The 24307-nt window shown below is 68.3% G+C and carries 24 protein-coding genes and 2 pseudogenes; 9 read left to right on the forward strand and 17 right to left on the reverse strand.

Features of this window, described 5'->3' with window-relative positions; all coding sequences use genetic code 11:
• Window positions 1-3 precede the first annotated feature (3 nt).
• On the reverse strand, window positions 4-1539 hold the full coding sequence (locus HWX31_RS29720; RefSeq protein WP_174963582.1) for a methyl-accepting chemotaxis protein: 1536 nt from the start codon (window positions 1537-1539) through the stop codon (window positions 4-6).
• A gap of 274 nt (window positions 1540-1813) precedes the next feature.
• On the opposite strand from HWX31_RS29720, the gene HWX31_RS29725 reads away from it, so the two are divergent.
• Window positions 1814-2248, forward strand: a complete 435-nt coding sequence (locus HWX31_RS29725; RefSeq protein WP_174963580.1) for a YciI family protein — start codon at window positions 1814-1816, stop codon at window positions 2246-2248.
• A gap of 42 nt (window positions 2249-2290) precedes the next feature.
• Here the strand turns inward: HWX31_RS29725 and HWX31_RS29730 are convergent, their stop codons facing one another.
• The 5 genes from HWX31_RS29730 to HWX31_RS29750 form a co-directional block, all read right to left on the reverse strand.
• A complete protein-coding gene (locus tag HWX31_RS29730) occupies window positions 2291-2986 on the reverse strand; it encodes a hypothetical protein (protein ID WP_174963578.1) in 696 nt (231 codons plus the stop codon).
• A gap of 425 nt (window positions 2987-3411) precedes the next feature.
• Window positions 3412-3696 carry a hypothetical protein gene (locus HWX31_RS29735; protein ID WP_174963576.1) on the reverse strand — a complete coding sequence of 95 codons (285 nt, stop codon included), beginning with the start codon at window positions 3694-3696 and terminating at the stop codon, window positions 3412-3414.
• Between the two features lie 24 nt (window positions 3697-3720).
• Window positions 3721-4719, reverse strand: coding sequence for an ABC transporter substrate-binding protein (locus HWX31_RS29740; RefSeq protein WP_059609720.1), 999 nt, complete (start codon window positions 4717-4719; stop codon window positions 3721-3723).
• Between the two features lie 65 nt (window positions 4720-4784).
• A complete protein-coding gene (locus HWX31_RS29745) occupies window positions 4785-5147 on the reverse strand; it encodes a DUF3088 family protein (RefSeq protein ID WP_174963574.1) in 363 nt (120 codons plus the stop codon).
• Between the two features lie 92 nt (window positions 5148-5239).
• Entirely contained in the window at window positions 5240-5629 is a 390-nt protein-coding gene (locus HWX31_RS29750; protein ID WP_155122987.1) for a hypothetical protein, read from the reverse strand.
• Here HWX31_RS29750 and HWX31_RS29755 point away from each other — a divergent pair.
• From HWX31_RS29755 to HWX31_RS29770, 4 genes are all read left to right on the forward strand, one after another.
• Window positions 5628-6812, forward strand: coding sequence for a porin (locus tag HWX31_RS29755; protein WP_059656646.1), 1185 nt, complete (start codon window positions 5628-5630; stop codon window positions 6810-6812). The two genes, HWX31_RS29750 and HWX31_RS29755, sit on opposite strands and share 2 nt — an antisense overlap.
• A gap of 126 nt (window positions 6813-6938) precedes the next feature.
• Entirely contained in the window at window positions 6939-8198 is a 1260-nt protein-coding gene (soxC, locus tag HWX31_RS29760) for a sulfite dehydrogenase (RefSeq protein ID WP_174963572.1), read from the forward strand.
• Window positions 8191-8739 (forward strand): c-type cytochrome, encoded by a 549-nt coding sequence (locus tag HWX31_RS29765; protein WP_059611552.1) that lies wholly within the window; start codon window positions 8191-8193, stop codon window positions 8737-8739. Before soxC ends, HWX31_RS29765 begins: the two co-directional genes overlap by 8 nt.
• 109 nt (window positions 8740-8848) lie before the next feature.
• Window positions 8849-10048 (forward strand): LLM class flavin-dependent oxidoreductase, encoded by a 1200-nt coding sequence (locus tag HWX31_RS29770; RefSeq protein WP_174963570.1) that lies wholly within the window; start codon window positions 8849-8851, stop codon window positions 10046-10048.
• Between the two features lie 221 nt (window positions 10049-10269).
• Here HWX31_RS29770 and HWX31_RS29780 read toward each other — a convergent pair.
• The 9 genes and pseudogenes from HWX31_RS29780 to pyk all read right to left on the reverse strand — a co-directional run.
• Window positions 10270-10530 (reverse strand): annotated as a pseudogene (locus tag HWX31_RS29780) (ATP-binding cassette domain-containing protein); the annotation flags it as partial.
• Window positions 10531-10632: 102 nt separating this feature from the next.
• A complete protein-coding gene (locus HWX31_RS29785) occupies window positions 10633-12015 on the reverse strand; it encodes an NtaA/DmoA family FMN-dependent monooxygenase (RefSeq protein WP_059609727.1) in 1383 nt (460 codons plus the stop codon).
• 26 nt (window positions 12016-12041) lie between these two features.
• Window positions 12042-12809, reverse strand: coding sequence for an ABC transporter permease subunit (locus HWX31_RS29790; protein WP_174963568.1), 768 nt, complete (start codon window positions 12807-12809; stop codon window positions 12042-12044).
• Window positions 12806-13549, reverse strand: coding sequence for an ABC transporter permease (locus HWX31_RS29795; RefSeq protein WP_059713543.1), 744 nt, complete (start codon window positions 13547-13549; stop codon window positions 12806-12808). Before HWX31_RS29795 ends, HWX31_RS29790 begins: the two co-directional genes overlap by 4 nt.
• 4 nt (window positions 13550-13553) lie before the next feature.
• Window positions 13554-14357 (reverse strand): transporter substrate-binding domain-containing protein, encoded by an 804-nt coding sequence (locus tag HWX31_RS29800; RefSeq protein WP_174963566.1) that lies wholly within the window; start codon window positions 14355-14357, stop codon window positions 13554-13556.
• A gap of 218 nt (window positions 14358-14575) precedes the next feature.
• Window positions 14576-14726 (reverse strand): annotated as a pseudogene (locus tag HWX31_RS35435) (sigma 54-interacting transcriptional regulator); the annotation flags it as partial.
• Between the two features lie 145 nt (window positions 14727-14871).
• Window positions 14872-15789, reverse strand: a complete 918-nt coding sequence (locus HWX31_RS29815) for an AEC family transporter (protein WP_059609731.1) — start codon at window positions 15787-15789, stop codon at window positions 14872-14874.
• A gap of 14 nt (window positions 15790-15803) precedes the next feature.
• Window positions 15804-16544 (reverse strand): TSUP family transporter, encoded by a 741-nt coding sequence (locus HWX31_RS29820; protein ID WP_174963564.1) that lies wholly within the window; start codon window positions 16542-16544, stop codon window positions 15804-15806.
• A 1-nt stretch (window position 16545) separates the two neighbouring features.
• Window positions 16546-17979 (reverse strand): pyruvate kinase, encoded by a 1434-nt coding sequence (gene pyk / locus HWX31_RS29825; RefSeq protein ID WP_174963562.1) that lies wholly within the window; start codon window positions 17977-17979, stop codon window positions 16546-16548.
• A 349-nt stretch (window positions 17980-18328) separates the two neighbouring features.
• Here pyk and HWX31_RS29830 point away from each other — a divergent pair, with 349 nt between their 5' ends.
• The 4 genes from HWX31_RS29830 to HWX31_RS29845 are packed head-to-tail and all read left to right on the forward strand — an operon-like array spanning window position 18329 to window position 21521.
• Window positions 18329-19171 (forward strand): transporter substrate-binding domain-containing protein, encoded by an 843-nt coding sequence (locus tag HWX31_RS29830; protein ID WP_244143884.1) that lies wholly within the window; start codon window positions 18329-18331, stop codon window positions 19169-19171.
• Window positions 19168-19902, forward strand: a complete 735-nt coding sequence (locus tag HWX31_RS29835; RefSeq protein WP_174963558.1) for an amino acid ABC transporter permease — start codon at window positions 19168-19170, stop codon at window positions 19900-19902. Before HWX31_RS29830 ends, HWX31_RS29835 begins: the two co-directional genes overlap by 4 nt.
• Window positions 19892-20695 carry an amino acid ABC transporter permease gene (locus tag HWX31_RS29840; protein ID WP_174963556.1) on the forward strand — a complete coding sequence of 268 codons (804 nt, stop codon included), beginning with the start codon at window positions 19892-19894 and terminating at the stop codon, window positions 20693-20695. The genes HWX31_RS29835 and HWX31_RS29840 overlap by 11 nt, the downstream gene beginning before the upstream one ends.
• Entirely contained in the window at window positions 20682-21521 is an 840-nt protein-coding gene (locus HWX31_RS29845) for an amino acid ABC transporter ATP-binding protein (RefSeq protein WP_059713536.1), read from the forward strand. Before HWX31_RS29840 ends, HWX31_RS29845 begins: the two co-directional genes overlap by 14 nt.
• A 13-nt stretch (window positions 21522-21534) precedes the next feature.
• Here HWX31_RS29845 and HWX31_RS29850 read toward each other — a convergent pair whose 3' ends face one another.
• A complete protein-coding gene (locus HWX31_RS29850; protein WP_059656661.1) occupies window positions 21535-22866 on the reverse strand; it encodes an LLM class flavin-dependent oxidoreductase in 1332 nt (443 codons plus the stop codon).
• Window positions 22863-24230, reverse strand: a complete 1368-nt coding sequence (locus HWX31_RS29855) for an MmgE/PrpD family protein (RefSeq protein ID WP_174963553.1) — start codon at window positions 24228-24230, stop codon at window positions 22863-22865. Before HWX31_RS29855 ends, HWX31_RS29850 begins: the two co-directional genes overlap by 4 nt.
• Between the last annotated feature and the right edge of the window lie 77 nt (window positions 24231-24307).

Raw genomic sequence — 24307 nt, forward strand, 5'->3', positions numbered from 1 at the left:
GCGTCAGCCGACGCTGAACACCGATACCGCCGACCGCAGGCGCGTCGTCTGCTCGTCGAGCGACGACGCCGCGGCGGCGGCCTGCTCGACGAGCGCCGCATTCTGCTGCGTCACCTCGTCCATCTGCGTGACCGCCAGGCTCACCTGCTCGATGCCGGTGCTCTGCTCGTCGGACGCCGCCGTGATCTCGCCCATGATGCCGGCGACGTGACGAATCGACTGGACGATGGCCGTCATCCGCTCACCCGCGACGCCGACCAGCCGGCTGCCGTGGCCGACCTGCTCGACCGATGCCTGAATCAGCGCCTTGATGTCCTTCGCGGCGGCCGCGCTGCGCTGCGCAAGCGACCGGACTTCGGACGCGACGACCGCGAACCCGCGCCCGCCTTCGCCCGCGCGCGCCGCCTCGACCGCCGCGTTCAGCGCGAGGATGTTGGTCTGGAACGCGATGCTTTCGATCACCGACGTGATGTCGGCGATCTGCTCCGACTGCTGCGCGATCTGCTGCATCGTCGACACCACTTGCTCGACCGCCGCGCCGCCGCGCTCGGTCGCATCGTTGGCCGTCGCGACGAGCCCGTTGGCCTGCCGCGCGTTGTCCGCGTTCTGCTTCACCGTCGCGGTGATCTGCTCCATGCTCGCGGCGGTCTCCTGCAATGACGCGGCCTGCTCCTCGGTGCGCTGCGACAGATCGAGATTGCCCTGCGCGATTTCGCCTGCCCCGATCGCGATCGAGTGCGTCGCGGACTGGATTTCGGCGATCATCCCGACCAGCCCCGCCTTCATCTCGGCGAGCGCCGCGAGCAGGCTGCCCGGCGCCGCCTTCGCGACGTCGAGCGGCACGTTCAGGTTGCCGGTCGCGATCGCGTGCGCGATCTGCGTCGCGTGCGCCGGTTCGCCGCCGAGCGTGCGCTTGATGCTGCGCAGGATCGCCCACGCGATCGCGCCGAGGCCTGCCGCGATGCCGAGCGCGATCGCGCCGAGCATGGCGGCGAGCTTCGAGAACGCGGCGTCGATATCGTCGTAGAAGAAGCCGGTGCCGATCCACCAGTCCCAGTCCGGGATCGCCACGACGCCTTGCAGTTTCGGCTCGGTCTCCGCCTCCGGGCTGCGCTTCACGAGCACGTCGACGAGCGCGAAATGCGATTGCGCCATCCCGGCGCGGTACGCCTCGCTGTCGGTCAGCCCGCCGGTCGTCCGGTTGCCCTTGGCCCTGGTGCCGACGAACTTCGCGTTCGGGTGCACGAGATTGACGCCGTCGGCCGTCGTGACCCAGTAATAGCTGCGGGTGTTCGCGTTGAGCCGCGACAGCGCTTCCTTCGCCTGCTGCTGCGCCTGCTCGCGCGTCAGCACGCCGCTCGTCTGCAGTTCGCGGTACGCGTTGACCAGATGCTCGGCCTTCGTCAGGAGAATGACGATTTCCTCGCGCCGGCCGTCGATCAGCGCGCCGCGCAACGTCTGCAGCGCCGTCGCGGCCAGCAGCACGACGCCCAGCAGCGCCGCGCCGACGAGCAACAGCAGTTTCGTGGAAAGCTTCATGCGAATGCCCCGATTTGTTAACTAACCGGTACATATAACGACGCCTTGCCGCGAGACTTAAGCGGTATCGCCCCCACGTAAACCCGCAGTCCGGCATGCGGCGGATCGCCGGATGATCTGCCGGCGATGCATGCGCCTGCCGGCCGCGGGCACGAATTCCCGGACGCGTGTCGATTTCTGGCATCCTGATTCGTCGTAGTGTCGGAGGCGCTCATCGACACGCAACGGCTGTCGGCGGGAGCGCGATCTTTCCCCCACTCAAGGAGAAGTAAGCATGCGTGTAATGGTGATCGTGAAGGCGACGAACGAATCCGAGGCCGGCGAGATGCCGGACACCGAACTGCTGGCCGCGATGGGCCGGTACAACGAGGAACTGGTGAAGGCGGGTGTGATGCTCGCCGGTGAAGGGCTGCACCCGAGCTCGCGCGGCAAGCGCGTGCGCTTCTCCGGAACGGGCCGCAGCGTGATCGACGGGCCGTTCGCCGAGACCAAGGAGCTCATCGCCGGTTTCTGGATGTGGCAGGTGAAGTCGATGGACGAAGCCGTCGAATGGGTGAAACGCTGCCCGAATCCGATGAAGAGCGACTCGGAGATCGAGATCCGGCAGGTGTTCGCAGCGGAAGACTTCGGCGCGGAACTCACGCCGGAGCTGCAGGAGCAGGAAGCGCGGCTGCGGGCCGACATCGAGGCTGCGCAGAAGAAGCACTGACGGCGGCGGCGGATGGCGGCGGCATGCCCGCCGCGGCCGCGCTCAGCTTCCGATCGCCCTCCCGCCGCCTTCGGCCTCCAGCCCGCGCGGCAGCGGCGACCGGGGCAACAGCTCGAACGTCACGTTGACCTTGCCGCCCTCGCTGGAGATCCGCATCGCGCCGGCGCCGCGCGTTCTCGTCAGGCAGCCGAGGTCGGTCGGCGACGCGCTGGATACGCCGAGCTGGCAGGACCAGGCGAGGGTCGCTTCGCGCCGGCCGGAGTCGCTGAATGCAATCAGTACGCTCCATCCGTTCGGCCCGGCGCTGACGCCGGGGACGAACTCGGCGTGGCGAATGCCCAGCGGCTGCCATCCGCAACGGCCAGGGTCATAGCGATCGGCGTAGAAACGGACCTCGAACCGGTCCTGGCCGGTCGGCACGCGGATATTGTCCGTGACGACCTGCGGCAGGTTCGGCGCACCGAACAGGCGGCCGAACCAGGTTTGCGACTGGCACTGCGGATGGGTGGACGCGAAGTCGATGCCGAGCCACAGCTCGACTTTCGGGTCCTTGCGGCCCTGGATGACGAGCACGTGACGCGGTTCGTCCGTTTCGGTCGGGCGGTCCGATAGCTGGTTGTGGGGGGCCTCGATGTGGGCTTCGAAATGCAGGCGGCTGTCGTCGGCCGACGCCCGGCCGGGGATCGCGGCGAGCCAGCCGATCGCTAGAACGAGCACGAAATAAGCGCGCGGTGACATGGCTCCCCCACGATTGGCGGTGCGTTCCCCGGGCGGCGGTGCTCGTTGTTCCGGGTTGCTCGGGGCGGGGTGTCGGTCCGCGCGCTGGGCGATCCGGTCTGTGGTGCCGATCAGGCATTGTGGGCGGCGGGGGGCGGCGGGGTAAAGCTGGGATGAACCCCTGAGGGGGTGGGCGGGCGCTTGATGCGCAACGCTGTCACCATGTGATCGCGATGGGGGATTCGCTTATCGTTGCTTTGGGTGAGCCGGCGACAGGTTCTTGGTCCGCGAAGTTTCGGACGTGAACGCTAGCCAATGGGCAGTTCATGTCACAGGCTTGTCGCCTGGAATTGGCCGGCCCCTCGGATCCGACAGCTTGTTCCGAAGGGCCTAATGACGCCAGCGCCGCCGATATACGTTGGGCGCCGAACCGCGGCGCGGCGACCTCAGCCCTGGTCCACCTGGGTGAGCGCGTCGAGCAGCTTCCGGCCGTCAGGGATACCCCAGCCCGTGACGGCACTGAAGCCTCCGGCGACCACCGGATATCCGATGCCGGGATCGGGGTCCGAGTCGTTGTTGTGGCCTGAATCGACCGCCGTACAGACAATGCGACCCACCGCGCCGCCGCTGGGGAGCAACTTGTACAGCAGCGGAGCGAGGAAGCACTGCTGTTTGTCCGTCGGTAGCTTGGCATTCGTGCGCGCGATCAGTGCGGCCCCTCCCCGTTCCACTGCGCCGCGAGCGTGCCGACGTATTCACGCCGACGCCACCAGCGCATTGAAAGACGTATCCCAGAACGGCGCGACATTCGCCGGACCGTCCAGCACGCCGATCCGCGCGAACAGGTCCGCGACCTGTTGATGCTGCGCGACCACGTCGGGCGTGACGGGCAGCAGCGCGTAGTCGTCGCTGCGCTGCGCGAACATCGCCTCGAGATCGGCAACCGGCACGCGCGTCTCGCCGTTCTGCACGCGCGCATAGGCGCCGAAATGCCCGTTCGCCCACGCGTACGCGCGCTGGAACCGCAGCAGCAGATCACCGGTCGCCGCACGCCGGCGTGGGTCGTCCAGCGTGCGCGGGTTCGCATAGATCGGGAAATTGCCGGACAGATAGCCCTTGCCCGTCTTCAGCACGCGCGCCCCGTAACGGTTGCGCGCGAGCTGGCCGTTGTAGCCGTAGATCGCCCACGCGTCGAGGTCGCCGCGGTCGTACGCGGACAACCCGTCGGTGGGCGACAGGTTGATCGGATGGATGTCGTCGAAACCGAGGCCGGCCTCCGCGAGCTGCCGGTACAGAAAATAGTGCGACGTCGTCGCGCGCACATACCCGACGCGCTTGCCCTTCAGGTCCGCGATGCCGAAGATCCGCGTGTCCTTGCGCGCGAGCGTGACCTGGTTGTTCAGATCTTCCCGCGTACGCGAGATGAACCGGACGCTGGCCTTCTGGCGGGCGGCGAACACCGCGGGAATCTCGCTGCCCGAGCCGATGTCGAGCGCATCCGCGTTCAGCGCCTCGATGTGCAGCACGCCGTTGTTGAGCTCGCGCCACTCGATCCGGTACGGCGTGTCGCTCAGGCCGGCCGCCTGCAGCAGCGCGCGCCAGCCGCCCTTGTAGGTCGCGACGCGCAGCGTGGTGCCGGCAAGATCGGCGTTGACGGCCGGCGCGGCAAGCGCGACCCGCGCGACCACGGGGGCCGCCGCGATCGCGGCGCCGGCGAGCAGCAGGCGGCGGCGTGCCGCCGAAGTTGACGCCATCGGATACTCCTGTCGATTGAACGGTAAGGGAAAAGGAAGCCGCCGTGCGCGACGGCCGGCGCGCGTCAATGCAGCGACGGAACACCGCGGTGCTCGGCCAGCAGGTCGAGGATGCGGCGCGGGTCGGTGACGAAGCGCACCGCGCAGAGCACTTGCGCATCGTCCGGCTCCGGTTGCGCGCTACCGAGCACGAGCACCGGCAGGCCCCGATGCGCGTCGTCGAGCACGTCGAGCACGTCGAGCACGTCGATCACCGCGTGCCGCGGCCGTTCGAAACCGACCCGGCGCACGTCGAGGCGGCCGGCCCGATCGGGCGCGCTCGCAAGCAGCCCTTCGATCGCCAGTCCGTGCGGACAGACGAAGTGTCGGCCCGGATACTTCGGATCGGCAAAGCCCGGCTCCAGCAGAAAAAACACATCCCGACTCATCTCACACGGCGCCCTTGTTCGTGGTTCCACCGGGCTGCACGCAGCGTGCGCTGCGCCCGGCGCTGGCCGGCATCGCGGCCGGATGCCCGACTCTACAACCTTGCATCGCGCGGCCCTACCAACGTTTTGCGGAATCGATATGCAGGCGTGCCTACCGCATCGGCCGTGCGTCTCACAGAGCCGCGTTGCATAAAAACATCGTCATCCGAACGGATCTCCTTGCGATATCCAATGATTTCATCGATCGATATGCGCACGACCGCGCAGGGTCGTCGCGCGATGTTTGCCATCGATGCCAATGCGTGCGCCGCAGCATGCGTGCCGGACGCGATCGCGGCGCGCGCGTCGAGCGTGCATCGGCACGTATTGCAATTCGCTCGCGCAGCGAATTGCAAACCACGGATCGAACGTTCGTCGACCGAACCGAAGTCAATAGCATCGTGATCCTCGCAGACGGTCCCATAAAAACAGAGGATATTCATGATCAAGCAATCGGTAGTCCTGGGTTTGGTTTCGATCGGTTCCATCGGCGCGCATGCGCAGAGTTCCGTCACGCTGTACGGCGTCGTCGACGCCGGCTTTGCCTATACGAACAACCAGGGCGGCGCGAGCAACATCCAGCAGACGAGCGGCAAGCTGAGCGGCAGCCGCTGGGGCCTGAAAGGCAGCGAGGATCTCGGCGGCGGCCTGGCGGCCGTGTTCACGCTCGAAAGCGGCTTCCGGCCGAGCGACGGCGGGCTCGGCCAGGGTGGCCGCCTGTTCGGCCGCTCCGCATACGTGGGCCTGAGCAAGGCCGACATCGGAACGCTGACGTTCGGCCGCCAGTACGAGCCGATCACCGATCTCGTCGCGCAGTACTCGGGGTCCGGTTTCTGGTCGCCGGCGACCCATGTCGGCGACAACGACAACCTGAACCAGAGCTTCCGGATCAACAACGCGGTGAAGTTCCGCAGCGCGACGATCGCCGGCTTCACGGCCGACGTGCTGTACGCGTTCAGCAACCAGGCGAACGGCGGCGCGGGCACCGGCTTCTCGAACAACAACGCATGGGGCGTGTCGGCAAATTACGTGAACGGCCCGCTGTCGGCGGGCGCCGGCTACGTCCGGCTCAACCACCCGAACGCGACGTCGAACACGAGCGGCGCGGTGGGCGGCGCGACCACGACGACCGGCAACGACTACAGCGGCGCGTTCTTCTACGGGCTGAACGGCGGCGTTCGCAAGCAGCAGATCGGCGTCGCGGGCGCGAACTACGCGCTCGGCCGCGCGACGCTCGGCTTCGCGTGGAGCCACACGCAGCTCGACTATGTCGACGGCTCGTCGCGCAAGTTCAACAACTACGACGTGAACGGGCGCTACCAGATCACGCCGGCGGCGACGCTGATCGGCGTCTACACGTTCACCGACGGACGCGCGAACGGCTTGCCGGGCACCGGCGGCCAGACGCTGAAGCCGCGCTGGCACCAGTTCACGCTCGGGTTCGACTATGCGTTGTCGAAGCGCACCGACATTTACCTGTCCGGCATCTACCAGCTCGCGGCGGGCGACCCGAGCACCGCGACCTCGGGCGGCTATCGCCGGATCGCGGCGATCTCGAACATCGGCAGCGCATCGTCGACGAATCGGCAGCTCGCGTTCGTCAGCGGGCTGCGCGTGAAGTTCTGAACGTTCACGCAGCGGGCGCGACGCGATAAGCAAAGCGGGAATCGTTGTTTGCCGCGTCTCGCCCGGTTGCCGAGAATGTCCGCTTTTCCGGATGCTGCCGCGCCCGCGCGCGGCACGGCTTCGATCATGACCGACTCTCCTCACCGCCCACGCCGCACTGGCCGCCGCGCGGCGCTGCGCCAGCTCGCCGGCGGCTGGGCCGCCGCGATGCTGCCGGCCGGCGGCGCGCTCGCGAGTCAGCCGCTTGCGCCGCTGGACGTGCCGCCGTGGACGCGCACGCCGGGCGCACCGCTGCTGTCGCCGCCGTATGGCCTGCCGGGCGCGCACGAACGCGACGTCATCCGTCGCAGCGCGCGTACGCCGGCGTTGCCCGGCTCCGGCTCGTCAATGACACCGCTCGCCGACCTGTTCGGCGACATCACGCCCAATGGCCTCGTCTACGAGCGCCATCATGCGGGCGTGCCCGATATCGATGCGCAACGCCATCGCGTCGTCGTGCACGGCCTCGTACGCGAACCTCGCAGCTTCACGCTCGACGACCTGCTGCGTTTTCCGTCCGAATCGCGGATCCACTTCCTCGAATGCTCGGGCAATACCGGCAGCGAATGGAACGGCCCGAGCGGCCTGCCCGTCCAGTTCACGCACGGGCTGCTGTCGTGCTGCGAATGGACGGGCGTGCGGCTGTCGACGCTGCTCGACGAAACGGGCGTCGATCCGGCCGCGCAGTGGCTGCTCGTGGAAGGCGCGGACGGCGCGGCGATGACGCGCAGCCTGCCGCTCGACCGGATTCTCGAGCGCGCGCTCGTCGTCTATGCGCAGAACGGCGAGCGGCTGCGCCCCGAGAACGGCTACCCGGTGCGGCTGATCGTGCCGGGCTTCGAAGGCAACACGAACATCAAGTGGTTGCGGCGGCTGAAGCTGGTGCGCGCACCGGAGATGACGCGCGAGGAAACGTCGAAGTACACGAGCCTGCTGCCGAACGGCTGCGCCCGCCAATTCGTGTTCGAGATGGACGCGAAATCGGTGATCACGCGCCCGTCGGCAGGCCACCGGCTCGCATCGCACGGCTATTACCCGATCAGCGGCTATGCGTGGTCGGGGCGCGGCCGGGTTCGCGCGGTCGACGTCTCGACCGACGGCGGCCGCACCTGGCGCGCCGCACGGCTCGCGGGCGACGTGCGCGATCGCGCGCTGACCCGCTTCGAAGCCGACTGGGTCTGGCACGGCGAGCCCGCCGACCTGCAAAGCCGCGCGACCGACGAAACGGGCTACGTGCAGCCGACCCGCGACGCGCTCGTCGCCGCGCGCGGCGTCAATTCGCAGTACCACTACAACGGCATCCAGAACTGGCGCGTCGGCGCGGACGGCGAGGTGCGCAATGCGTAACACGATCGTGCGTCGGCTCGCGTCGTGCGCGGTGGCGGCAGGCACGCTCGCGTTGCCTGCGTTGCCCGCATTCGGCGCCGGCTTCGGTCTCGGTCAGCCGGTCGACCGCGCGGCGATCGCCGCATGGGACATCGACGTCGCACCCGATGGCAGCGGCCTGCCGCCCGGTGCGGGCACGGTCGCGCGCGGCGCGCACGTGTTCGCTGACAAGTGCGCGATGTGCCACGGCGCCGGCGGCCAGGGTGGCGTCGGCGATCCGCTCGTCGGCGGCCTCGGCTCGCTTGCCGGCGCGAAGCCGAAAAAGACGGTCGGCAGCTACTGGCCGTATGCGACGACGCTGTTCGACTACATCCGCCGCGCGATGCCGTACAACGCACCGCAATCGCTGAGCGCGGACGACGTCTATGCGGTCACGGCCTACGTGCTGCACCTGAACGGCATCGTTCCCGACGACACGACGCTCGACGCGCACACGCTGCCGCGCGTCAGGATGCCGAACCGCGACGGCTTCGTGCCCGACCCGCGGCCGGGCCGACTGTGACGCGACGCGATCCGCCGGCCGGCAAGACGCAGATCGGCCCGGCAAGACCGCCGGTATCGCGTGCCGGATTTTTTCGTTCGGCGCCAGGGCGCCGCGTAGGGAGCCAACCTTGACCGACACATCCGCTGCGGCCCAAGCCGACGCGTCGCTCACGCCGTCGCCGTTCGTCGACGTCCGTTCACCGGCCGATTTCCCCGACAGCCCCGCGTCGCGCGTGCTCGCGCAGCCGCTGATGCTCGGGCTGTTCCTGCCGCTCCAGGCCGGCGGCTGGAGCGCCTCGACGCTGCCGCGCTCGACCGACTGGACGTTCGACTACAACGCCGACCTGGTCGCGCGCGCCGAGGCGCTCGGCTTCGATCTCGTGTTCGCGCTGTCGCAATGGTTGCCGAAAGGCGGCTACGGCGGCGTGTTCGACGGCCAGGCGCTCGACTCGTTCATGACGCTGGCGGCGCTCACCGCGCGCACCGAGCGGATCATCCTCGTCGCGACGAGCCACGTGCTCTACGGGCCGTGGCACCCGCTGCATTTCGCGAAGTTCACGGCGACGCTCGATCACATCTCGCGCGGACGCTGGGGCATCAACGTCGTGACCGGCCACCGCGCGATCGAACACGAGATGTTCGGCTGGAACCGGATCGAGCACGACCGGCGCTACGAGATGGCCGCCGAGTTCGTCGACGCGGTCAGCCAGCTGTGGGCCCAGCCGGACAACTTCAGCTATGCGCCCGCGCTGTCGAGCTGGCGGCTCTCCGGCGCGTTCGTCACGCCGAAGCCGCGCTACGGCCGCCCGCTGCTGATCAACGCGACCGGCTCCGACGCCGGCATCGATTTTGCGGCCCGCTATTCGGACATCGTGTTCGTGACGAGCCCGGCCGGCCCGGACGTCGATCTCGCGCTGGACGCGCTGCCCGCGCATACAGCCCGCGTGAAGGCGGCCGCCGCCGCGCGCGGCAGGACGATCCGCACGCTGCTCAATCCGCTCGTGATCTGCCGCGAGACGACGGCCGAGGCGCGCGCGTACCGCGACGCGATCGTCGCGCATGCGGACGACGGCAGCTTCTACCGCTTCGACAGCGACGCACATGCGTGGCGCGGTGGCTTCGAACAACGCTCGCAGGCGGCCGCGCGTGCGATCGGCGGCAACATCTCGATCACGGGCTCGCCCGAGGAAGTCGCCGACTACATCGTGCGGCTGCATCGAGCGGGCATCGACGGCATCCAGTTGAGCTTCTACGACTTCAGGCCGGATCTCGACTTCTTCGGCGCGCGCGTGCTGCCGCTGCTGCGCGACGCCGGCCTGCGGCGCTGAGGTCAGGCAGCCGCGACCGCCGAGGCGCCGGGCACGGTCAACGTGCGCCGTGCCGCGGGCCGCGGCAACCCGAAATGATCGCGCAGCGTGCTGCCGCTATCGTCGCTGCGAAACAGCCCGCGAAGACGCAATTCGGGCAGCACGAGCGCGATGAAATCGTCGCGGCCGCCGGGCAAGGTCGGCGCCATCTCGTTGTAGCCGTCCACGCCGTAATGGACGCGCGACCCGCGCAGTGTCGGCGTGCCGCCGTCCGGCCGCAGCACGCCGCTCAGGATCTTGACGAAGGTCGACTTGCCCGCGCCGTTCGCACCCATCAGCGCGACGGGTTCGCCCGCGTCGATCGACAGATTCGACGCCGACAGCGCGACGGTCGCGTCGAAACGCTTCGCGATGCCGGCGGCGCTTTGGACGGGCGGCGACGCCGATCGATGTGATCGACCTGCGCGCGTCACACCGGCAATCTCGTTCGCCGTCGCAGTCATGCCGCCCCCCCCTGTCGGGCATGGCGCGGTTGCAGCCGGAACAGCACGTCGCGGGTCACGTCACGCACCTCCCCTGACAGTCGTTCCGTATCGACCGGCTCGTCACCGTCCGTCAGATGCGGATTGCCGGAACGACGCGCCATGCGCGGTGTCCGGCAGGCGGTCGCGGCCGCTCAGCCGCGAGCGGAAGGTGCCGGCCGGCGCCGTCGTCCGGTACAGGCCGCGCTTTTTCAGTTCCGGCACGATCCATTCGGCGAAATCGTCGAGCGTGCCCGGGCTGATCAGCGGATTGAGCATGTAGCCGCTCGTCGTCGACTGCCGCGCATGCTCGGCGAGCTGATCGGCGACCTCGTCGGGCGAGCCGACGAGGATCAAGTCGGTGCCGCGCGTGACGCTCGCGAACTTGCGGCGCACGTCACCGGCGGTGAGCGGCTTGCCGCTGCCGTCGGGCCGCACCACGTAGGACGTGAGCCCTTCCGTCTGCGTCGTCAGCGGTTCGTCGTCCGCGTAGCGGTCGATGTCGATGCCGGTGTCGCCCGCATAGCTGACGAGTTGCGCGTGCTGGTGGTAGTGCTGCTGCAGCGTGTGGTATTTCTCCTTCGCGTCGCTCGACGAGCGCGCGGTCACGATTCGCAGCACGGTCAGCGACTTCACGTCGTCCGCCGCACGGCCGCGCGCCGCAGCGAGCCGGCGAATCTCGTCGAGGCCCGCACGAATCTCGTGCGGATTCGACTTCGCGACGAACACCACCTCCGCGTGCTTCGCCGCGAACTCACGCCCGCGCCCGGACCAGCCCGCCTGGATCAGCACGGGCGAGCGCTGCGGCGACGGCGCACAGACGTGCGGCCCCTGCACGCGATAGTGCGTGCCTTCGTGCGCGATCGGCCGCACGCGGTCGCCGCGCGCATAACGCGGCGCGTGCTTGTCGGCGACGACCGCATCGTCCGCCCAGCTCCCTTCCCACAGCTTGTACACGACGTCGAGAAACTCCTCCGCGCGCGCGTAGCGTTCGTCATGGCCGATCATCCGGTCGAGCCCGAAGTTGCGCGCCGCACTCGTCAGGTAGGACGTCACGATGTTCCAGCCGATCCGGCCGTTGCTCAAATGATCGAGCGTGCTGAAGCGGCGCGCGAGCGCGAACGGATGCTCGTAGGTCGTGCTCGCGGTCACACCGAACGCGAGCCGCTCGGTCTGCGCGACAAGTGCCGGAATCAGCATCATCGGATCGTTCGCGGGCGACTCGACCGCCCATCGCAGTGCCGCGTCGGCCGACCCGCCATAGACGTCGTATAGGCCGAGCACGTCCGCGAAGAACAGCATGTCGAGATCGGCCTGCTCGGCCGTGCGCGCGAGGTCCGACCAGAACGCGAGCGTATTCGCGCGCAGCCGTTCGTCGGCCGGATGGGTCCAAAGGCTCGGCGCGCCGCCGCAGCCGACGCTGGCTTGTTCGTACAGGGAAAACAGCAAGGGGCGAGGATCGGACATCGTCGGGTTCGTTACCAGGACAGGAATCAGTTGGGTGCCGCCCACGCGTTCGGCGACGCGCGGCGGTGGCGTGCAGGCACACGAGCGTGGGGTGCGCGCGTCAGATGGCGATTGACATGCTTCTCGAGACGCGCGGCCGGAATGGTGAGCAGCGCGACCAGCACGACATAGACGACGGCCGCGCCGGCCAGCGGTTCGTATACGCGCAACGTCTCGAAGCGCAGCGTATTGGCCGTTCCCATCACGTCGAACACCGTCACGGTCGACGCGAGGACGGTCGATTTCAGCAGCAGGATCGCCTCGCCGATGAGCGCGGGCAGCGCGAGCCGCCACGCGCGCGGGCCGACGATGCGGCGCAGCACCTGCACGCGCGTCATTCCGTATGCGTACCCGGCTTCGATCTCGCCGGCCGGCACGCCGGCGATCGCGCCGCGCAGGATCGTCGCGACATACGCGCTCTCGTTCACGCTCAACGCGACGATTGCGTACCAGAACGCGTCGCGCAGCAGCGGCGACGCCCAGCTGTCGCGCATCCATTCGCGCGGGACGATCTGCCCGAATCCGTAGTACAGCAAATAGAGCTGAACGAGCAGCGGCGTGCCCCGAATCAGCATGAGCCAGCCGCTCGCGGACCAGCGCAGCGGCGCATGGCGCGCACCGGCGGCGAGCGCGAGCGGAACGCCCAGCAGCACGCTGGCCGCGCCCGACAACAGCGTCAGCGCGAGCGTCGTCGGCACTGCGGCGAGGAGCTTCGGCATCACCGTGTCGAACAGGAACGGTAGCGAGAAGATCATGCGGTTGCGCGCCTCGTGCCACGGTTGGCGTGCCGCTCGAGCACCGCGAAGATGCCCGTCGACGCGATGCTCAACAGCAGGAACAGCGCGGCCGTGACGAGATAGAAGAATACGTAGTGGCGAGTCGCGCCGGCCGCGAGCTGGCTCGCCTTCAGCAGATCCGTGAACGAGCCGAGCACGCTGATGAACGATGCATCCTTGGTCGCGTTCAGCCACACGTTGCCGACGCCCGGCAACGCGAGCCGCGCGGCGGCCGGAAGCCGGATGTGCATGAACGTCTGCCATGGCGTCATCCCGTACGCGTGCGCGGCTTCGACCTGGCCGACCGGCACGTTGACGAGCGCCGCGCGGAAGATGTCGGTCAGATACGCGCCCTGGATGAAACCAAGCGACAGCGCGGCGACGAGGAACGGCGGGAACGCGAAGCCGTCGGGCACCAGGCCGCCGCGGTGCAGCGCGACCTCGACGGCAGGCGCGAGCGCGTAGAACGCGAGCAGCAGGCACAACAGCTCGGGCAGCGCGCGCACCAGCGTCGTGTAGAACCGCGCAAGCCACGCGAGCGGCGCGTGGCGCGACAGCTTGCCGAGCGCGCCGGCGATGCCGAGCAGCACGCCGGTGCAGAACGACGCTGCCGCGACGCCGAACGTCAGTGCGAATGCGCCCGCGAATACGCGGCCATATCCACCGTCGTCGAATGCGAGCAACGCAAGCAGCGCGAGCAGCGAGTCGTCCGCGGCCATCGGGTCAGCGGCCCTTCTCGATCGTGCCCTTCAGGTTCGGATAGCGGGCGGTGATCGCATCCCACGTGCCGTCCTGCTGCAGCTGCGCGATCGCGGTCGACAGCTTGCCGCGCAGCGCATCGCCGTGGCGCACGCCCGCGCCGATGCCGAGGCCCAGCACCGGATTGTCCGCGCACGTGGCCTTGACCTCGAAGTCCTTGCCGTCGCGCGACGCGAGGAATGCCGTGAACAGCCCCTTGCCTTCCTGCACGTAGTCGACACGCCCGGACACCAGATCCGCGAGCGCGTTGTCGAACTTGTCGAACGCCTTGATCTGCGCGTCCTGCTTGAAGCGGGCATCGAGGAATGCCGAGAAGTTCGTGCCGGCCTCGACGCCGATCACGCTGCCCTTGAAGCTCGCGGGCACCGCGCAGTCGACGCGGCGCCGGTCGCTTTTCGCGCCGACGAACACCGTCGGCGATTCGTAATACGCGCGACTGAAATCGATCGCTTTCTGCCGTTCGCCGGTGATCGTCATCGACGACCAGATCACGTCGATCTTGCGGTTCTGCAACGCCGGAATCAGGCCGTCCCACGCAATGTCGGTGAGCTCGCACCGCACGTTCAGTTTGCCGCACGCGGCATCGAGCACGTCGATTTCCCAGCCCTTCCACTTGCCGGCCGCGTCCTTCGCGAAGAACGGCGGATACGACTCGGCGTCGATGCCGACGCGCAACGTCGGCTGGGCCGCATGGGAAGCCGGCACGAGGCCGAACACGAACAGCGCGGCCGCCGCGCGGCGAACCCTGGAACGCATCAAACGATTCATGTGGCGAATTTCTGAAATAACGTCGGAACGACCGGCGTCGCAGCCGGCAGGAGCCCAGACTGTAATGCGCGCGCAAGCGTGTACCAAATGGTTATTTTTTTGATGGATATCTGATCGCGCGATATGGCGGAACGGCGCGCCGCCGAACGCGAAGCGCGGTGCGTCGTTCGACCGTTCGACCGCTCACGCCTCCGCTGTTTCGCGCTGCAATGCCGGCAGCGCTCGAGATCGACGCTGGTTGCCGCGACGACGCGCACGTCGACCGGCCGCGCACGCGTCGCGCCGACGCGTATTACCTCGCCCTCCGGCAGCACGTGCAGCAGCTTCGCCTGCAGCGGGGGGCGCGAAATCGCCGATCTCGTCGAGAAAGTCGTGCTGCCGTGTGCGTCGCGCAACGCGCACGGCATCCCGTGCGAAACACGCGCCACAGACGAGAAAGGCCGGTCAGGGCGACCCGACCGGCCTTTGCCTTTCTCGTTGCGCCGCGCCGACGCGGGCACGGGCGCGCCCCGGTTCAACCGTGGAACACGAGCAGCACCAGCGGCATCGTGACGGCCGCGAGCGCCGTCTGAACCGTAATGATGCCGGCAGACAAACGATGATCGCCGCCTAGCAGCTTCGCCATGATATAGGCGGAAGGCGTGCACGGCAACGCATTGAACAGGACGATCGTCGTCAGCGCGGGGCCACGGATGCCGAGGCTGAAACCGATCCAGAAGGTCAGCAGCGGCACGAGCAGCAACTTGATCACCGACGACTGGAACACCGGGCCGCGCGCCGCCTTCGCGGCCTTCACGTCGAGGCCCGCGCCCACCGCGAGCAGGCCGAGCGGCAGCGACGCCGCGCCGAGAATCGACAGCACGCTTGCCGCCACGCCCGGCAAACGCAGCCCGCCAAGATTGAACGCGGCGCCGAGCACGACCGACATGATGACCGGGTTCCTCAGCAGCGCGCCGCCGATCTGCCGCGCCGACGGCGCGCCACCACGGCCGTGCTGCATCAGGATGATGATCGACGCGACGTTCAGCAGCGGAATCGCGACCGCGATGCTGATCGACGTGAGCGTGAGGCCGACGCTACCGTACAACGCTGCCGCGGCGGCAACGCCCACATACGTATTGGGCCGCAACGCGCCCTGGATCACCGACGAGAACACCGTCCCGGGCTGCCGGCTCCACGCGCGCCACGCATACAGCAGCGCCGCGCTTGCGGCCACCGCGCCGAGGATCGCGACCGCGATCGGCCGGACCGGAAACTGCGTCAAATTCGCTTTCGCGACCTGGCTGAACATCAGCGCGGGAAACATGTAGTAGTAGTTCAGGGTTTCGCATGGCAGCCAGAATTCGTCCGGCAGCAGGCGGCGCTGCCGCAGCACGAATCCCGCCAGGATCAGCACGAAGATCGGAACCAGCGCGGTCAGGACGTTCTGCATCGGTTGGGCTCCCGTCACGCGAAGACCAGCGTCTTCGCCAGCACGACCGCACCATAGACGCCGATGAACGCGGTCATTGCACGCTCGTACAACGGCGCACCGGCCCGCGCGAATAGCACGTTGCCGACAGCAAAGTAGATGGCGACCGCGATCGGCGCCATCACTGCGCCGCGCACATCGAGTGCAGCCGGGCGCAGCAACGCCAGCGTGCCAAGCTGGATCGTGCCGAACAGCAGGTAGTAGCGCGAGATCGCCGCACGCATCGCGTGCTTGTCGTCGTATCGGCTGGCCGCATAGACGGCGAGCAACGCGCCGCCCATGTTGGTGAGTCCGTGCACGACGCCCATCGAACCGACATACAGCCGGCTGCGCGCGTGAACGAATCTGCGCAGCCCAGCCTGCAGTCGCGACGAATAGCGCACCGCGGCGGCGCTCAGCATCGCGATCCCGATCAGCATGTCGACCCACGCCTTCAGGTTCAACCGAACCAGCGTCGCAAGCGATACGAGCACCGCGATCGCGCAGATCACCATCGTGACCCGTTCGGCGGCCGGCACCGCACGTCGCCGCGCGGACCACGCCTGAACCGCCGAGATCGATACGGAAGCGGGCAGCAGCAGGCCGAGCACCGACGTGAAGTCGTATCCCATCAGCAGCAGCGTCGGCGTGCCGAACACGAGGATGCCCATGCCGAATACGGACTGCACGATCGCAAGCAGCGCGACGATGCCGACCAACAGGTGCGGATCGTGCATGTCAGGCCTCCACGCCGCTGTCCACGGACCACGCAAGTTGCGCGGCAAGCTGGCCGACGCGGACGGTTTGCAGCGAACTCAACGACGCCTGCGCATCGTCGCTGGCGGCCAGCACGACGAGCACTACGTCGTCGACCTGAAGCCGGCCGCCCTCCCACAGTGACTTCAGCGCGGCGGTGCCGGCGCCTTCCGCCGCCAGATCGAGTTCCGGCAGGAATACCGCCGTCGTGCCCGGCAGCAGGTTCCAGCTGCGCGCAAGCGCCGCATCCCTGCCGACCGCAATGACAGGCTGCCGCACCTGGGCCATCGACACGAGCCGAGCCGCGTAGCCGGTGCGCGACAACACGACGACCTTCGAGATCGGCAGCGTGCGCGTCAGCGCAAGCGTCGCGGCGCGCAGATCGTTCGGCGCTTCGGCAAACCCGCCCGCCGCCGGGAGCGTCGCATGCCGATGGGCTTCGGCAAGCGTGACGATGCTGCGCAGCCGCGCCACCGCTTCCACGGGAAACTTGCCGACGGCGGTCTCGCCGGACAGCATGACGGCCGATGCGCCGTCGATCACCGCATTCGTGATGTCCCCGATCTCGGCCTTGGTCGGCAACGGACTCTCTATCATGCTGTGCAGCAGCTCGGTCGCAACGATGACCGGCCTGCCCTGCCGCCGCGCGGCCGCGATGATCCGCTTTTGGTACAGCGATACATGATCGATGCTGGTCTCCACCGACAGATCGCCGCGATCGATCATGATGACGTCCGTCGCCCCGGCGATTTCGTCGAGATGATCGAGACCGCCCTGGTTCTCCACCTTCGCGACGATGCGTGGCGACGGCGCGTCGATCAATTCCCGAATCGCCGCCACGTGTGCCGCCGATTCGACGAAGCTGATGCCGACGAAGTCGACGCCCGCGTGCTTCGCGAACGCGACCATTTCCCGATCGCGGGACGTGACGAGTTGCTGCCCGAGATCGACCTCGGGCACGTTGATGCCCTTCCGACTCTTCAACGTGCCGGCTGTCTCGGCGACGACGTGGACGTCTTGTCCGTGCACCGCCTCGACGACGAACGACAGCGTGCCGTCGTCCGCATAAATGCGCACCCCGGCGCGCAACTGCAGATGAAACCGGTCGTAGTTGACCGGCACCTTGCTGCTGCCGTCGTGTGACAGATCCGTGGTGAGCACGAGCCGATTGCCGGCTTGGAACGACGGTTCCGTGCGCAGTTGCACGGTACGGATCTTTCGCCCGGGAATATCGAGCAGGATCGGGAGATCCGGCAAGGTCCGCCGCATCAGCTCGATGGTCGCCCGATGCCAGTCGAGCGACCCATGCGAACCGTTCAGGCGCGCGACGGTCATCCCCGCACGGTGCAGCGCGAGCAGCATTTCAGTGGTATTCGACGCCGGCCCGATCGTCGCGATGATGGTGGTCTTTGACATTTTTCTCGTCCGATGAATTCGGTGCACAGAAATATGACAGAACCGTGAAATTGCGATAAAGAATAAAAAGTGTGAAACCTAGATCAAAAGGTGATTTAGAAAACCGTTGGGTGGATGGTCGGAGGATGGCTCGAGGGGCGGCGCGCGCAATACGCTGGCGGAAGCCCTCCGCCACATCGCCATTCCGGCCGTGCGAGCGTCGTGTTCCTCTGCGTAAATCTGACGACCAGATAACGGTATGAGAATTTCTTGGTTCTTGGATGCGTTCCACATCCCGAAAATATGGGCTCCTGACAACCAGGCACGCCATGCGCTGCCCCGCTTCGCTCAAACAACGGCCCTCTTTCCCATGTTCAGCAGATCGTTTCGCACTACGTCGGGCCACGCGCTGTTCCTCGCCGCCCTCCTTTCCGCTTTTTCCGGTGTCGCTCGCGCGGACAGCACGCTCGATCGCATCCATCAACGTCACAAGATCACGATCGGCGTGATCCTGTCGGGCCCGCCGTTCGGCTCGCTCGATCCCGCGACGCAAAGACCGGTCGGCTTCAACGTCGATCTGGCGAACGACGTCGCGAAACGGCTCGGTGTCGACGTCGAGCTGACGCCCGTGCAGCCGTCGAACCGCGTGCAATTCCTGCAGCAGGGCAAGGTCGACGCGCTGATCGCCAACATGGAGCTGACGACGGAGCGCGCGGAGATCCTGTCGTATGCGCCGACGCCGTTCGAATCCATCGGCGGTGCGCTGATCGCGCGCAAGGACAGCGGCATCAAGTCCTGGGACGACGTGCGCGGCAAGCCCGTTTGCGTGTCGCAAGGCAGCAACTACACGAAGCCGCTCGCGTCGGAATACGGCGCGCAGGTGAAGGCATTCCGCGGCCAGCCCGAGTCGCTGCTCGCGCTGCGCGGCAACAACTGCGTGGCCGCCGTGCACGTCGCGCCGACGCTGCGCATGCTGGTCGCGCGCAATCCGGATTGGAAGGACTATGCGACGCCGCTGCCGACCGACCTGATTCCGTCGCCGGCGGTGATCTGGGTCCGCAAGGGCGAGACCGATACGCAGGCCGCGCTCGACCGGATCATCCAGGACTGGCATCGCAGCGGCTGGCTGCTCGACGTCGAGCGCAAGAACGGGATGACGCCGTCGCAAGCGGTGCTCGACCTGCACGCGAAGCTCAAGGCGCAGCGCACATGACGGCAGCCGCCGCCGTCGATGCGCTCCGCAAGCTCGGCCTCGATTACAGCTTCGTGCTCGCCCCGGACGAACGCGCGTCGTTCGTGCACGGGATGGGCGTGACGCTCGAACTGTCGATCGCGACCGCGCTCGGCAGCCTCGCCTGCGGCGTCGTGCTCGCCGCGTTGCTGGTGTCGCCGAGCGCGGCGCTCGCGCGCCCTGCGCGTGCCTTCGTCGAGGTCACCCGCAACACACCGACGCTCGTGCAATTGTTCTGCGCATTCCTCGTCGTCAACATGCTGATCAGCGCCGCACTGCGCGACTTGGGCGGCAATCCGCTGACGCCGTTCATCTGGAGCGTAATCGTGATCTCGCTGCACAAGGGCGCGTTCCATGCGGAAGCGCTGCGCGCCGGCCTCGAAGCGGTGCCGCGCGCAACGCTCGAAGCAGCGCAGTCGCTCGGCTACAGCCGCCGCCAGCGGCTCTGGCACGTGCAGCTGCCGCTCGCGGTGCGCTTCGCGCTGCCCGCGCTCGTCAACAACCTGGTCGACCTCGTGAAGATGACGACGGTCGCATCGGCGATCGCGGTCGGCGACGTCACCTATGCGTCGATCATGATCTGGACGCAGCGCGACAACGTGCTCGAACTGATGATCCTGATCCTGCTCTTCTTCGGCACGCTCACGTTCGCGGTCAACCTCGCGGGGCGCTGGCTCGAACACCGCCTGAGGATACCCGGCTATGGCCATTGACACGCTCGCGCCGCCCGCGCGCACCGTGCAGCGGCCCGCCGTCGCGGTGGCGCTCGCGGCGCTGGTCGTGCTGGCCGTGCTGGCCGTCATCGCGCTGGCCGTCGCGGGCCGCCATCATCCGACGCTCGTCGCGCTCGCCACGTGGCTGCCCGCGCTCGGCCGCGCGATGCTCGTCAACATCGGCATCAGCGCGCTCGCGATCGCGATCGGCACGCTCGCCGGCCTCGCGCTCGGTCCGCTGACGCTGTCGCGGCTCGGCATCGCACGTGTCGCGGCGCGCGCATACGTGCAGTTGTTCCGCAACGCGCCGCTCCTCGTGCTGATCTATTTCTCGACCTACGTATTTCCGTTCGAAGTGAGGCTCGGCCACGCGTCGCTGCCGTTTCCGGACTGGTTCAAGGTGACGCTCGGCCTCGCGCTGCCCGCGAGCGCGAACTTCGCGGAAATCTTCCGCGGCGCGATCCAGTCGATTCCGCACGCGCAATGGGACGCCGCTCGCTCGCTCGCGTTCAGCCGCGCGCAGGTGTTCCGCTGGATCATCCTGCCGCAATGCGTGCGCCGCATGCTGCCGCCGTGGATGAACCTGTACGCGAGCATCACGATGGCCACCGCGCTCGCGTCGCTCGTCGGCGTGCACGACCTGCTCGACACCGCGCAGGTCGCGAGCAACACCGTCGCGCGTGCCGACTTCACCGTCGTCGTCTATTTCACGGTACTCGGACTGTTTTTCGCGTACTGCTACCCGATCGCCCGTTTCACCCGCCTTCTCGAAAGACGTCATGCATTCCACTGAAACTCCGCGCGGCGCGGACGCGCCGCTCGTCCGCCTGCGCGACGTGCATCTGTCGTACGGCACGACGCCCGTGCTGCGCGGCATCGACCTCGACGTGCACCGCGGCCAGGCCGTGTCGATCATCGGCCCGTCCGGTTCCGGCAAGTCGACGATCCTGCGCTGCATCACGGGGCTGTTGCGGCCGCAGCGCGGCCTGATCGACGTCGACGGCACGCGCGTCGACCGGCTCGCGTCGGAGCGCGACGAAATCGCGCTGCGCAAGCGCGTCGGCTTCGTGTTCCAGCAATACAACCTGTTTCCGCACCTGAGCGTGCTCGACAACCTCGTCGTCGCCCCGGTCCGGATTCTCGGCCGCGACCGCACCGACGCAGTACGCACCGCGCATGCGCTGCTCGAACGCGTGCGCCTCGCCGACAAGGCGCACGCGTACCCCGGCGAGCTGTCCGGCGGCCAGCAGCAGCGCGTCGCGATCGCGCGTGCGCTCGCGATGCAGCCCGACCTGATCCTGTTCGACGAGGTGACGTCCGCGCTCGATCCGGAAACCGTCGGCGACGTGCTGTCGGTGATTCGCGATCTCGTGCGCGACGGCATGACCTGCGTGCTCGTCACGCACGAGATGCGGTTCGCCGAGGAGATCAGCGACGTCGTCTACTTCACCGAGGCGGGGGTGATCGTCGAACACGGGCCGGCCACGCAACTGTTCCGCGCGCCGCGAAGCACGCGCACGCGTGCGTTCCTCGCGCATGCGCTCGGGCCGGCCGGCAACCCGCACGCGAGCCGCGACAGCGCGCCGGTCGCACTCGACCTGACGCGCTTCGCGGTCTGACTCAACGCGCCGCTCAACGCGCCGCGTAGCGGCTCGCCGGACGCGCGAGCCCGAGATGGTCGCGCAGCGTCGTGCCCTCGTATTCGGTGCGGAACAGGCCGCGCCGTTGCAGTTCCGGCACGACATGCCCGACGAAATCGTCGAGTCCGCCCGGGAAATATGGCGGCATGATGTTGAAGCCGTCCGCGGCGCCACCATCGAACCATTCCTCCAGCGCGTCCGCGACCTGCGTCGGCGTGCCCCACACGATCCGGTGCCCGCGCGCGCCGGCGACGAGATAGTAGAGTTCGCGCAGCGTGAGGTTCTCGCGGCGCGCGAGATCGGTCAGCAGCTTCGCGCGGCTCTTCAACTGATCGGATTCGGGCAGGTCGGGCAGCGGGCCGTCGAGCGGATACTTCGACACGTCGTGGCCGAGACGGTCGGACAGCAGCGTCAGCGCGCCCGACGTATCTGTCCATTGCTGGAGCTGCGCATACTTGTCCTTGGCCTCCTGCTCGGTGCGGCCGATCACCGGAAATACGCCCGGCATCACGGCAAGTGCGTCCCAGGCGCGGCCGTATGCCGCGAGCCGCCCCTTCAGGTCGCGATAGAAGGCCTGCGCTTCCTCGAGCGTCTGCTGCGCGGTGAACACGACTTCCGCGGTGCGCGCGGCGAGATCCTGGCCGGGGCCCGAAGAGCCGGCCTGAATCACGACCGGATGGCCCTGCGGCGGGCGTGACGCGTTGAGCGGCCCCCTCACGTTGAAGAAGCGTCCAGCGTGATCGAGCGTGTGCACCTTCGCCGGGTCGAAATACACGCCGCGCGCCTTGTCCCTGACGACCGCGTCGTCGTCCCAGCTGTCCCACAGCCCCTTCACGACGTCGACGAATTCGCCGGCCATCTCGTAGCGCTGCGCGTGATCGGGATGGTTGCCGCGTGTGAAGTTCGCGGCGGTGCGGTCGTACGAGGTCGTCACGACGTTCCATGCGGCGCGCCCGCCGCTCAGATGGTCGAGCGACGCGAACACGCGCGCGATGTGGTACGGCTCGCTGTACGTCGTCGATGCGGTCGCCGCGAGGCCGATGTGCCGCGTATGCATCGCGAGCGCCGACAGCAGGCTCAGCGGCTCGAAGCGCATTGCCATCGACGGATGCGCGTCGGGGCCGCTCGTCAAGCCGTCGGCCAGGAAGACCATGTCGAACTTCGCGCGCTCGGCGGTCTGCACGACGCGGCGCAGCAGATCGAAGTTCTCGCTGCCGGATTCGGCGTCGGGATGGCGCCAGCCGGCGACGTGGTGTCCAGCGCCCTGGAGGAACAACCCGAGGCGCATCTGGCGGCGGGAAGGTGTGCTGCGATCTGTGCTCATGATTGAAGCGACGTAAAGGTGTGGAAAAGCCGGGCGAGATCGGCCGTGCTTCGCATCGTATCGATCAGTTCCGGGACGAACGCGAGTGCGGGATCGTGGGCGGTCGCGTCCGCGAACTTCGCGGCAAGGTCGTCGGCACCGACGAGGCGTTCGGTGCGTTGCTGCAGCGTTTCGCCGTCGCGCAGCGCAATCTCGACCACCGAGAAACGCGTCGCGGGATCGGTCGACGCGCGCGGCGCGGCGGCATCGTGGCGCCGCGTCACGCGTGCGGCGAGCGCGATCAGGTCGTCGCGCACGGGCACGTCGGCGAACGTCGCGACGCCGGGCGGGCCGTCCGCCAATGCGGCGGCCACCGCGTATTCGACGCTGAAGCGCGCCTCGAGGCCGGTTGCCGGCAGTCGGTTCGACAGCGGCGTGTCTCCGCCTGGCGGGAACGTGACCGCGATGCCGTCGATGTCCGCCGGCGCGATGCGGTGGCGGGCGCGCAGATCGAGCGCGGCCTGCACGGCGTAATGGGTTGCCGTGCAGCACGGCCACGGCTTGAAGTACAGGCCGGGCGACACGATCTGCCACGGCGCGCCCCAGTCGGCCAGCACGCGCGCCGGCTGCGCCGCGCCGCCGCCGAACACGGCGAAGAATCCTTCCGGGCCGTCGAGTGCGCCCGGCGCGCCGGCCAGTCCGGCCTCGGCGAGCTCCACGGCGAGCAGCCCCGCGCGCGCCGCGAGACCCGCGTGCAACGGCTTCACCTCGCTGCCGAATTGCAGCCGCAGCCCGGCCGATTGAGTCGCGGCGATGCCGAGTGCGTTTTCGGTGGCCGCCGCATCGAGCCCGAGCAGGCGCGCCGCGGCGGCAGCCGCGCCCAGCGTGCCGAGCGTCGCCGTGTTGTGAAAGCCGAGTTCGTAGTGGCGGCTGCCGAGCGCGAGGCCGAGCCGCGCCATCGCCTCGACGCCGACGACGTACGCGTCGAGCAGCTCGAGCGCGCTGCGTGCGCGCACCTGCGCGAGCGCGAGCAGTGCCGGCAGCAGCACGGTGCCTGGATGGCCGCGCACGCTGCTGTGCACGTCGTCGTAGTCGAGCGCGTGGCCGGCATAGCCGTTGAGCAGCGCCGCATGCTGCGGCGACGCCGGTGTCGCACTGCCGATCACCGCTGCTGCGCCGGCCGAATCGCGACCGCACACCGCCAGCAGCTTGCGGTAACCGTTGTCGCGAGCGCCGGCGAACGCGGCGGCAAGGAAGTCGAGCAGGCCGCGCCGCGCGGCAGCGATGGTGGACGGATCATGCGCGGGCTCGGTGCACGCAATCGCAGCGGCCAGCCGGCGCGTGACGCCGTCGGCCGCGCCGTCGGGAATCAAATGGGGAGACATGTCGGCAGTTGGAAAGTCGCGAAATGCCGCAACGGGCGGCGCAGCCGGAACCTTCCGGTTCCCGCTCGGATGGGAGC

This window comes from Burkholderia ubonensis (genome assembly GCF_902833085.1).
GTDB classification, from domain to species: domain Bacteria; phylum Pseudomonadota; class Gammaproteobacteria; order Burkholderiales; family Burkholderiaceae; genus Burkholderia; species Burkholderia ubonensis.

What these genes read in the sequence shown, in the direction of transcription:
- HWX31_RS29830 (WP_244143884.1), top strand. Translation starts at nt 18,329, where the DNA reads ATGTTCAGCAGATCGTTTCGCACTACGTCGGGCCACGCGCTGTTCCTC.
- HWX31_RS29785 (WP_059609727.1), bottom strand. Translation starts at nt 12,015, where the DNA reads ATGTCCGATCCTCGCCCCTTGCTGTTTTCCCTGTACGAACAAGCCAGC.
- HWX31_RS29815 (WP_059609731.1), bottom strand. Translation starts at nt 15,789, where the DNA reads ATGCAGAACGTCCTGACCGCGCTGGTTCCGATCTTCGTGCTGATCCTG.
- HWX31_RS29755 (WP_059656646.1), top strand. Translation starts at nt 5,628, where the DNA reads ATGATCAAGCAATCGGTAGTCCTGGGTTTGGTTTCGATCGGTTCCATC.
- HWX31_RS29725 (WP_174963580.1), top strand. Translation starts at nt 1,814, where the DNA reads ATGCGTGTAATGGTGATCGTGAAGGCGACGAACGAATCCGAGGCCGGC.
- HWX31_RS29750 (WP_155122987.1), bottom strand. Translation starts at nt 5,629, where the DNA reads ATGAATATCCTCTGTTTTTATGGGACCGTCTGCGAGGATCACGATGCT.
- HWX31_RS29835 (WP_174963558.1), top strand. Translation starts at nt 19,168, where the DNA reads ATGACGGCAGCCGCCGCCGTCGATGCGCTCCGCAAGCTCGGCCTCGAT.
- pyk (WP_174963562.1), bottom strand. Translation starts at nt 17,979, where the DNA reads ATGTCAAAGACCACCATCATCGCGACGATCGGGCCGGCGTCGAATACC.
- HWX31_RS29790 (WP_174963568.1), bottom strand. Translation starts at nt 12,809, where the DNA reads ATGATCTTCTCGCTACCGTTCCTGTTCGACACGGTGATGCCGAAGCTC.
- HWX31_RS29800 (WP_174963566.1), bottom strand. Translation starts at nt 14,357, where the DNA reads ATGAATCGTTTGATGCGTTCCAGGGTTCGCCGCGCGGCGGCCGCGCTG.
- HWX31_RS29840 (WP_174963556.1), top strand. Translation starts at nt 19,892, where the DNA reads ATGGCCATTGACACGCTCGCGCCGCCCGCGCGCACCGTGCAGCGGCCC.
- HWX31_RS29730 (WP_174963578.1), bottom strand. Translation starts at nt 2,986, where the DNA reads ATGTCACCGCGCGCTTATTTCGTGCTCGTTCTAGCGATCGGCTGGCTC.
- HWX31_RS29720 (WP_174963582.1), bottom strand. Translation starts at nt 1,539, where the DNA reads ATGAAGCTTTCCACGAAACTGCTGTTGCTCGTCGGCGCGGCGCTGCTG.
- HWX31_RS29855 (WP_174963553.1), bottom strand. Translation starts at nt 24,230, where the DNA reads ATGTCTCCCCATTTGATTCCCGACGGCGCGGCCGACGGCGTCACGCGC.
- HWX31_RS29795 (WP_059713543.1), bottom strand. Translation starts at nt 13,549, where the DNA reads ATGGCCGCGGACGACTCGCTGCTCGCGCTGCTTGCGTTGCTCGCATTC.
- HWX31_RS29765 (WP_059611552.1), top strand. Translation starts at nt 8,191, where the DNA reads ATGCGTAACACGATCGTGCGTCGGCTCGCGTCGTGCGCGGTGGCGGCA.
- HWX31_RS29820 (WP_174963564.1), bottom strand. Translation starts at nt 16,544, where the DNA reads ATGCACGATCCGCACCTGTTGGTCGGCATCGTCGCGCTGCTTGCGATC.
- HWX31_RS29740 (WP_059609720.1), bottom strand. Translation starts at nt 4,719, where the DNA reads ATGGCGTCAACTTCGGCGGCACGCCGCCGCCTGCTGCTCGCCGGCGCC.
- HWX31_RS29845 (WP_059713536.1), top strand. Translation starts at nt 20,682, where the DNA reads ATGCATTCCACTGAAACTCCGCGCGGCGCGGACGCGCCGCTCGTCCGC.
- HWX31_RS29850 (WP_059656661.1), bottom strand. Translation starts at nt 22,866, where the DNA reads ATGAGCACAGATCGCAGCACACCTTCCCGCCGCCAGATGCGCCTCGGG.
- HWX31_RS29745 (WP_174963574.1), bottom strand. Translation starts at nt 5,147, where the DNA reads ATGAGTCGGGATGTGTTTTTTCTGCTGGAGCCGGGCTTTGCCGATCCG.
- soxC (WP_174963572.1), top strand. Translation starts at nt 6,939, where the DNA reads ATGACCGACTCTCCTCACCGCCCACGCCGCACTGGCCGCCGCGCGGCG.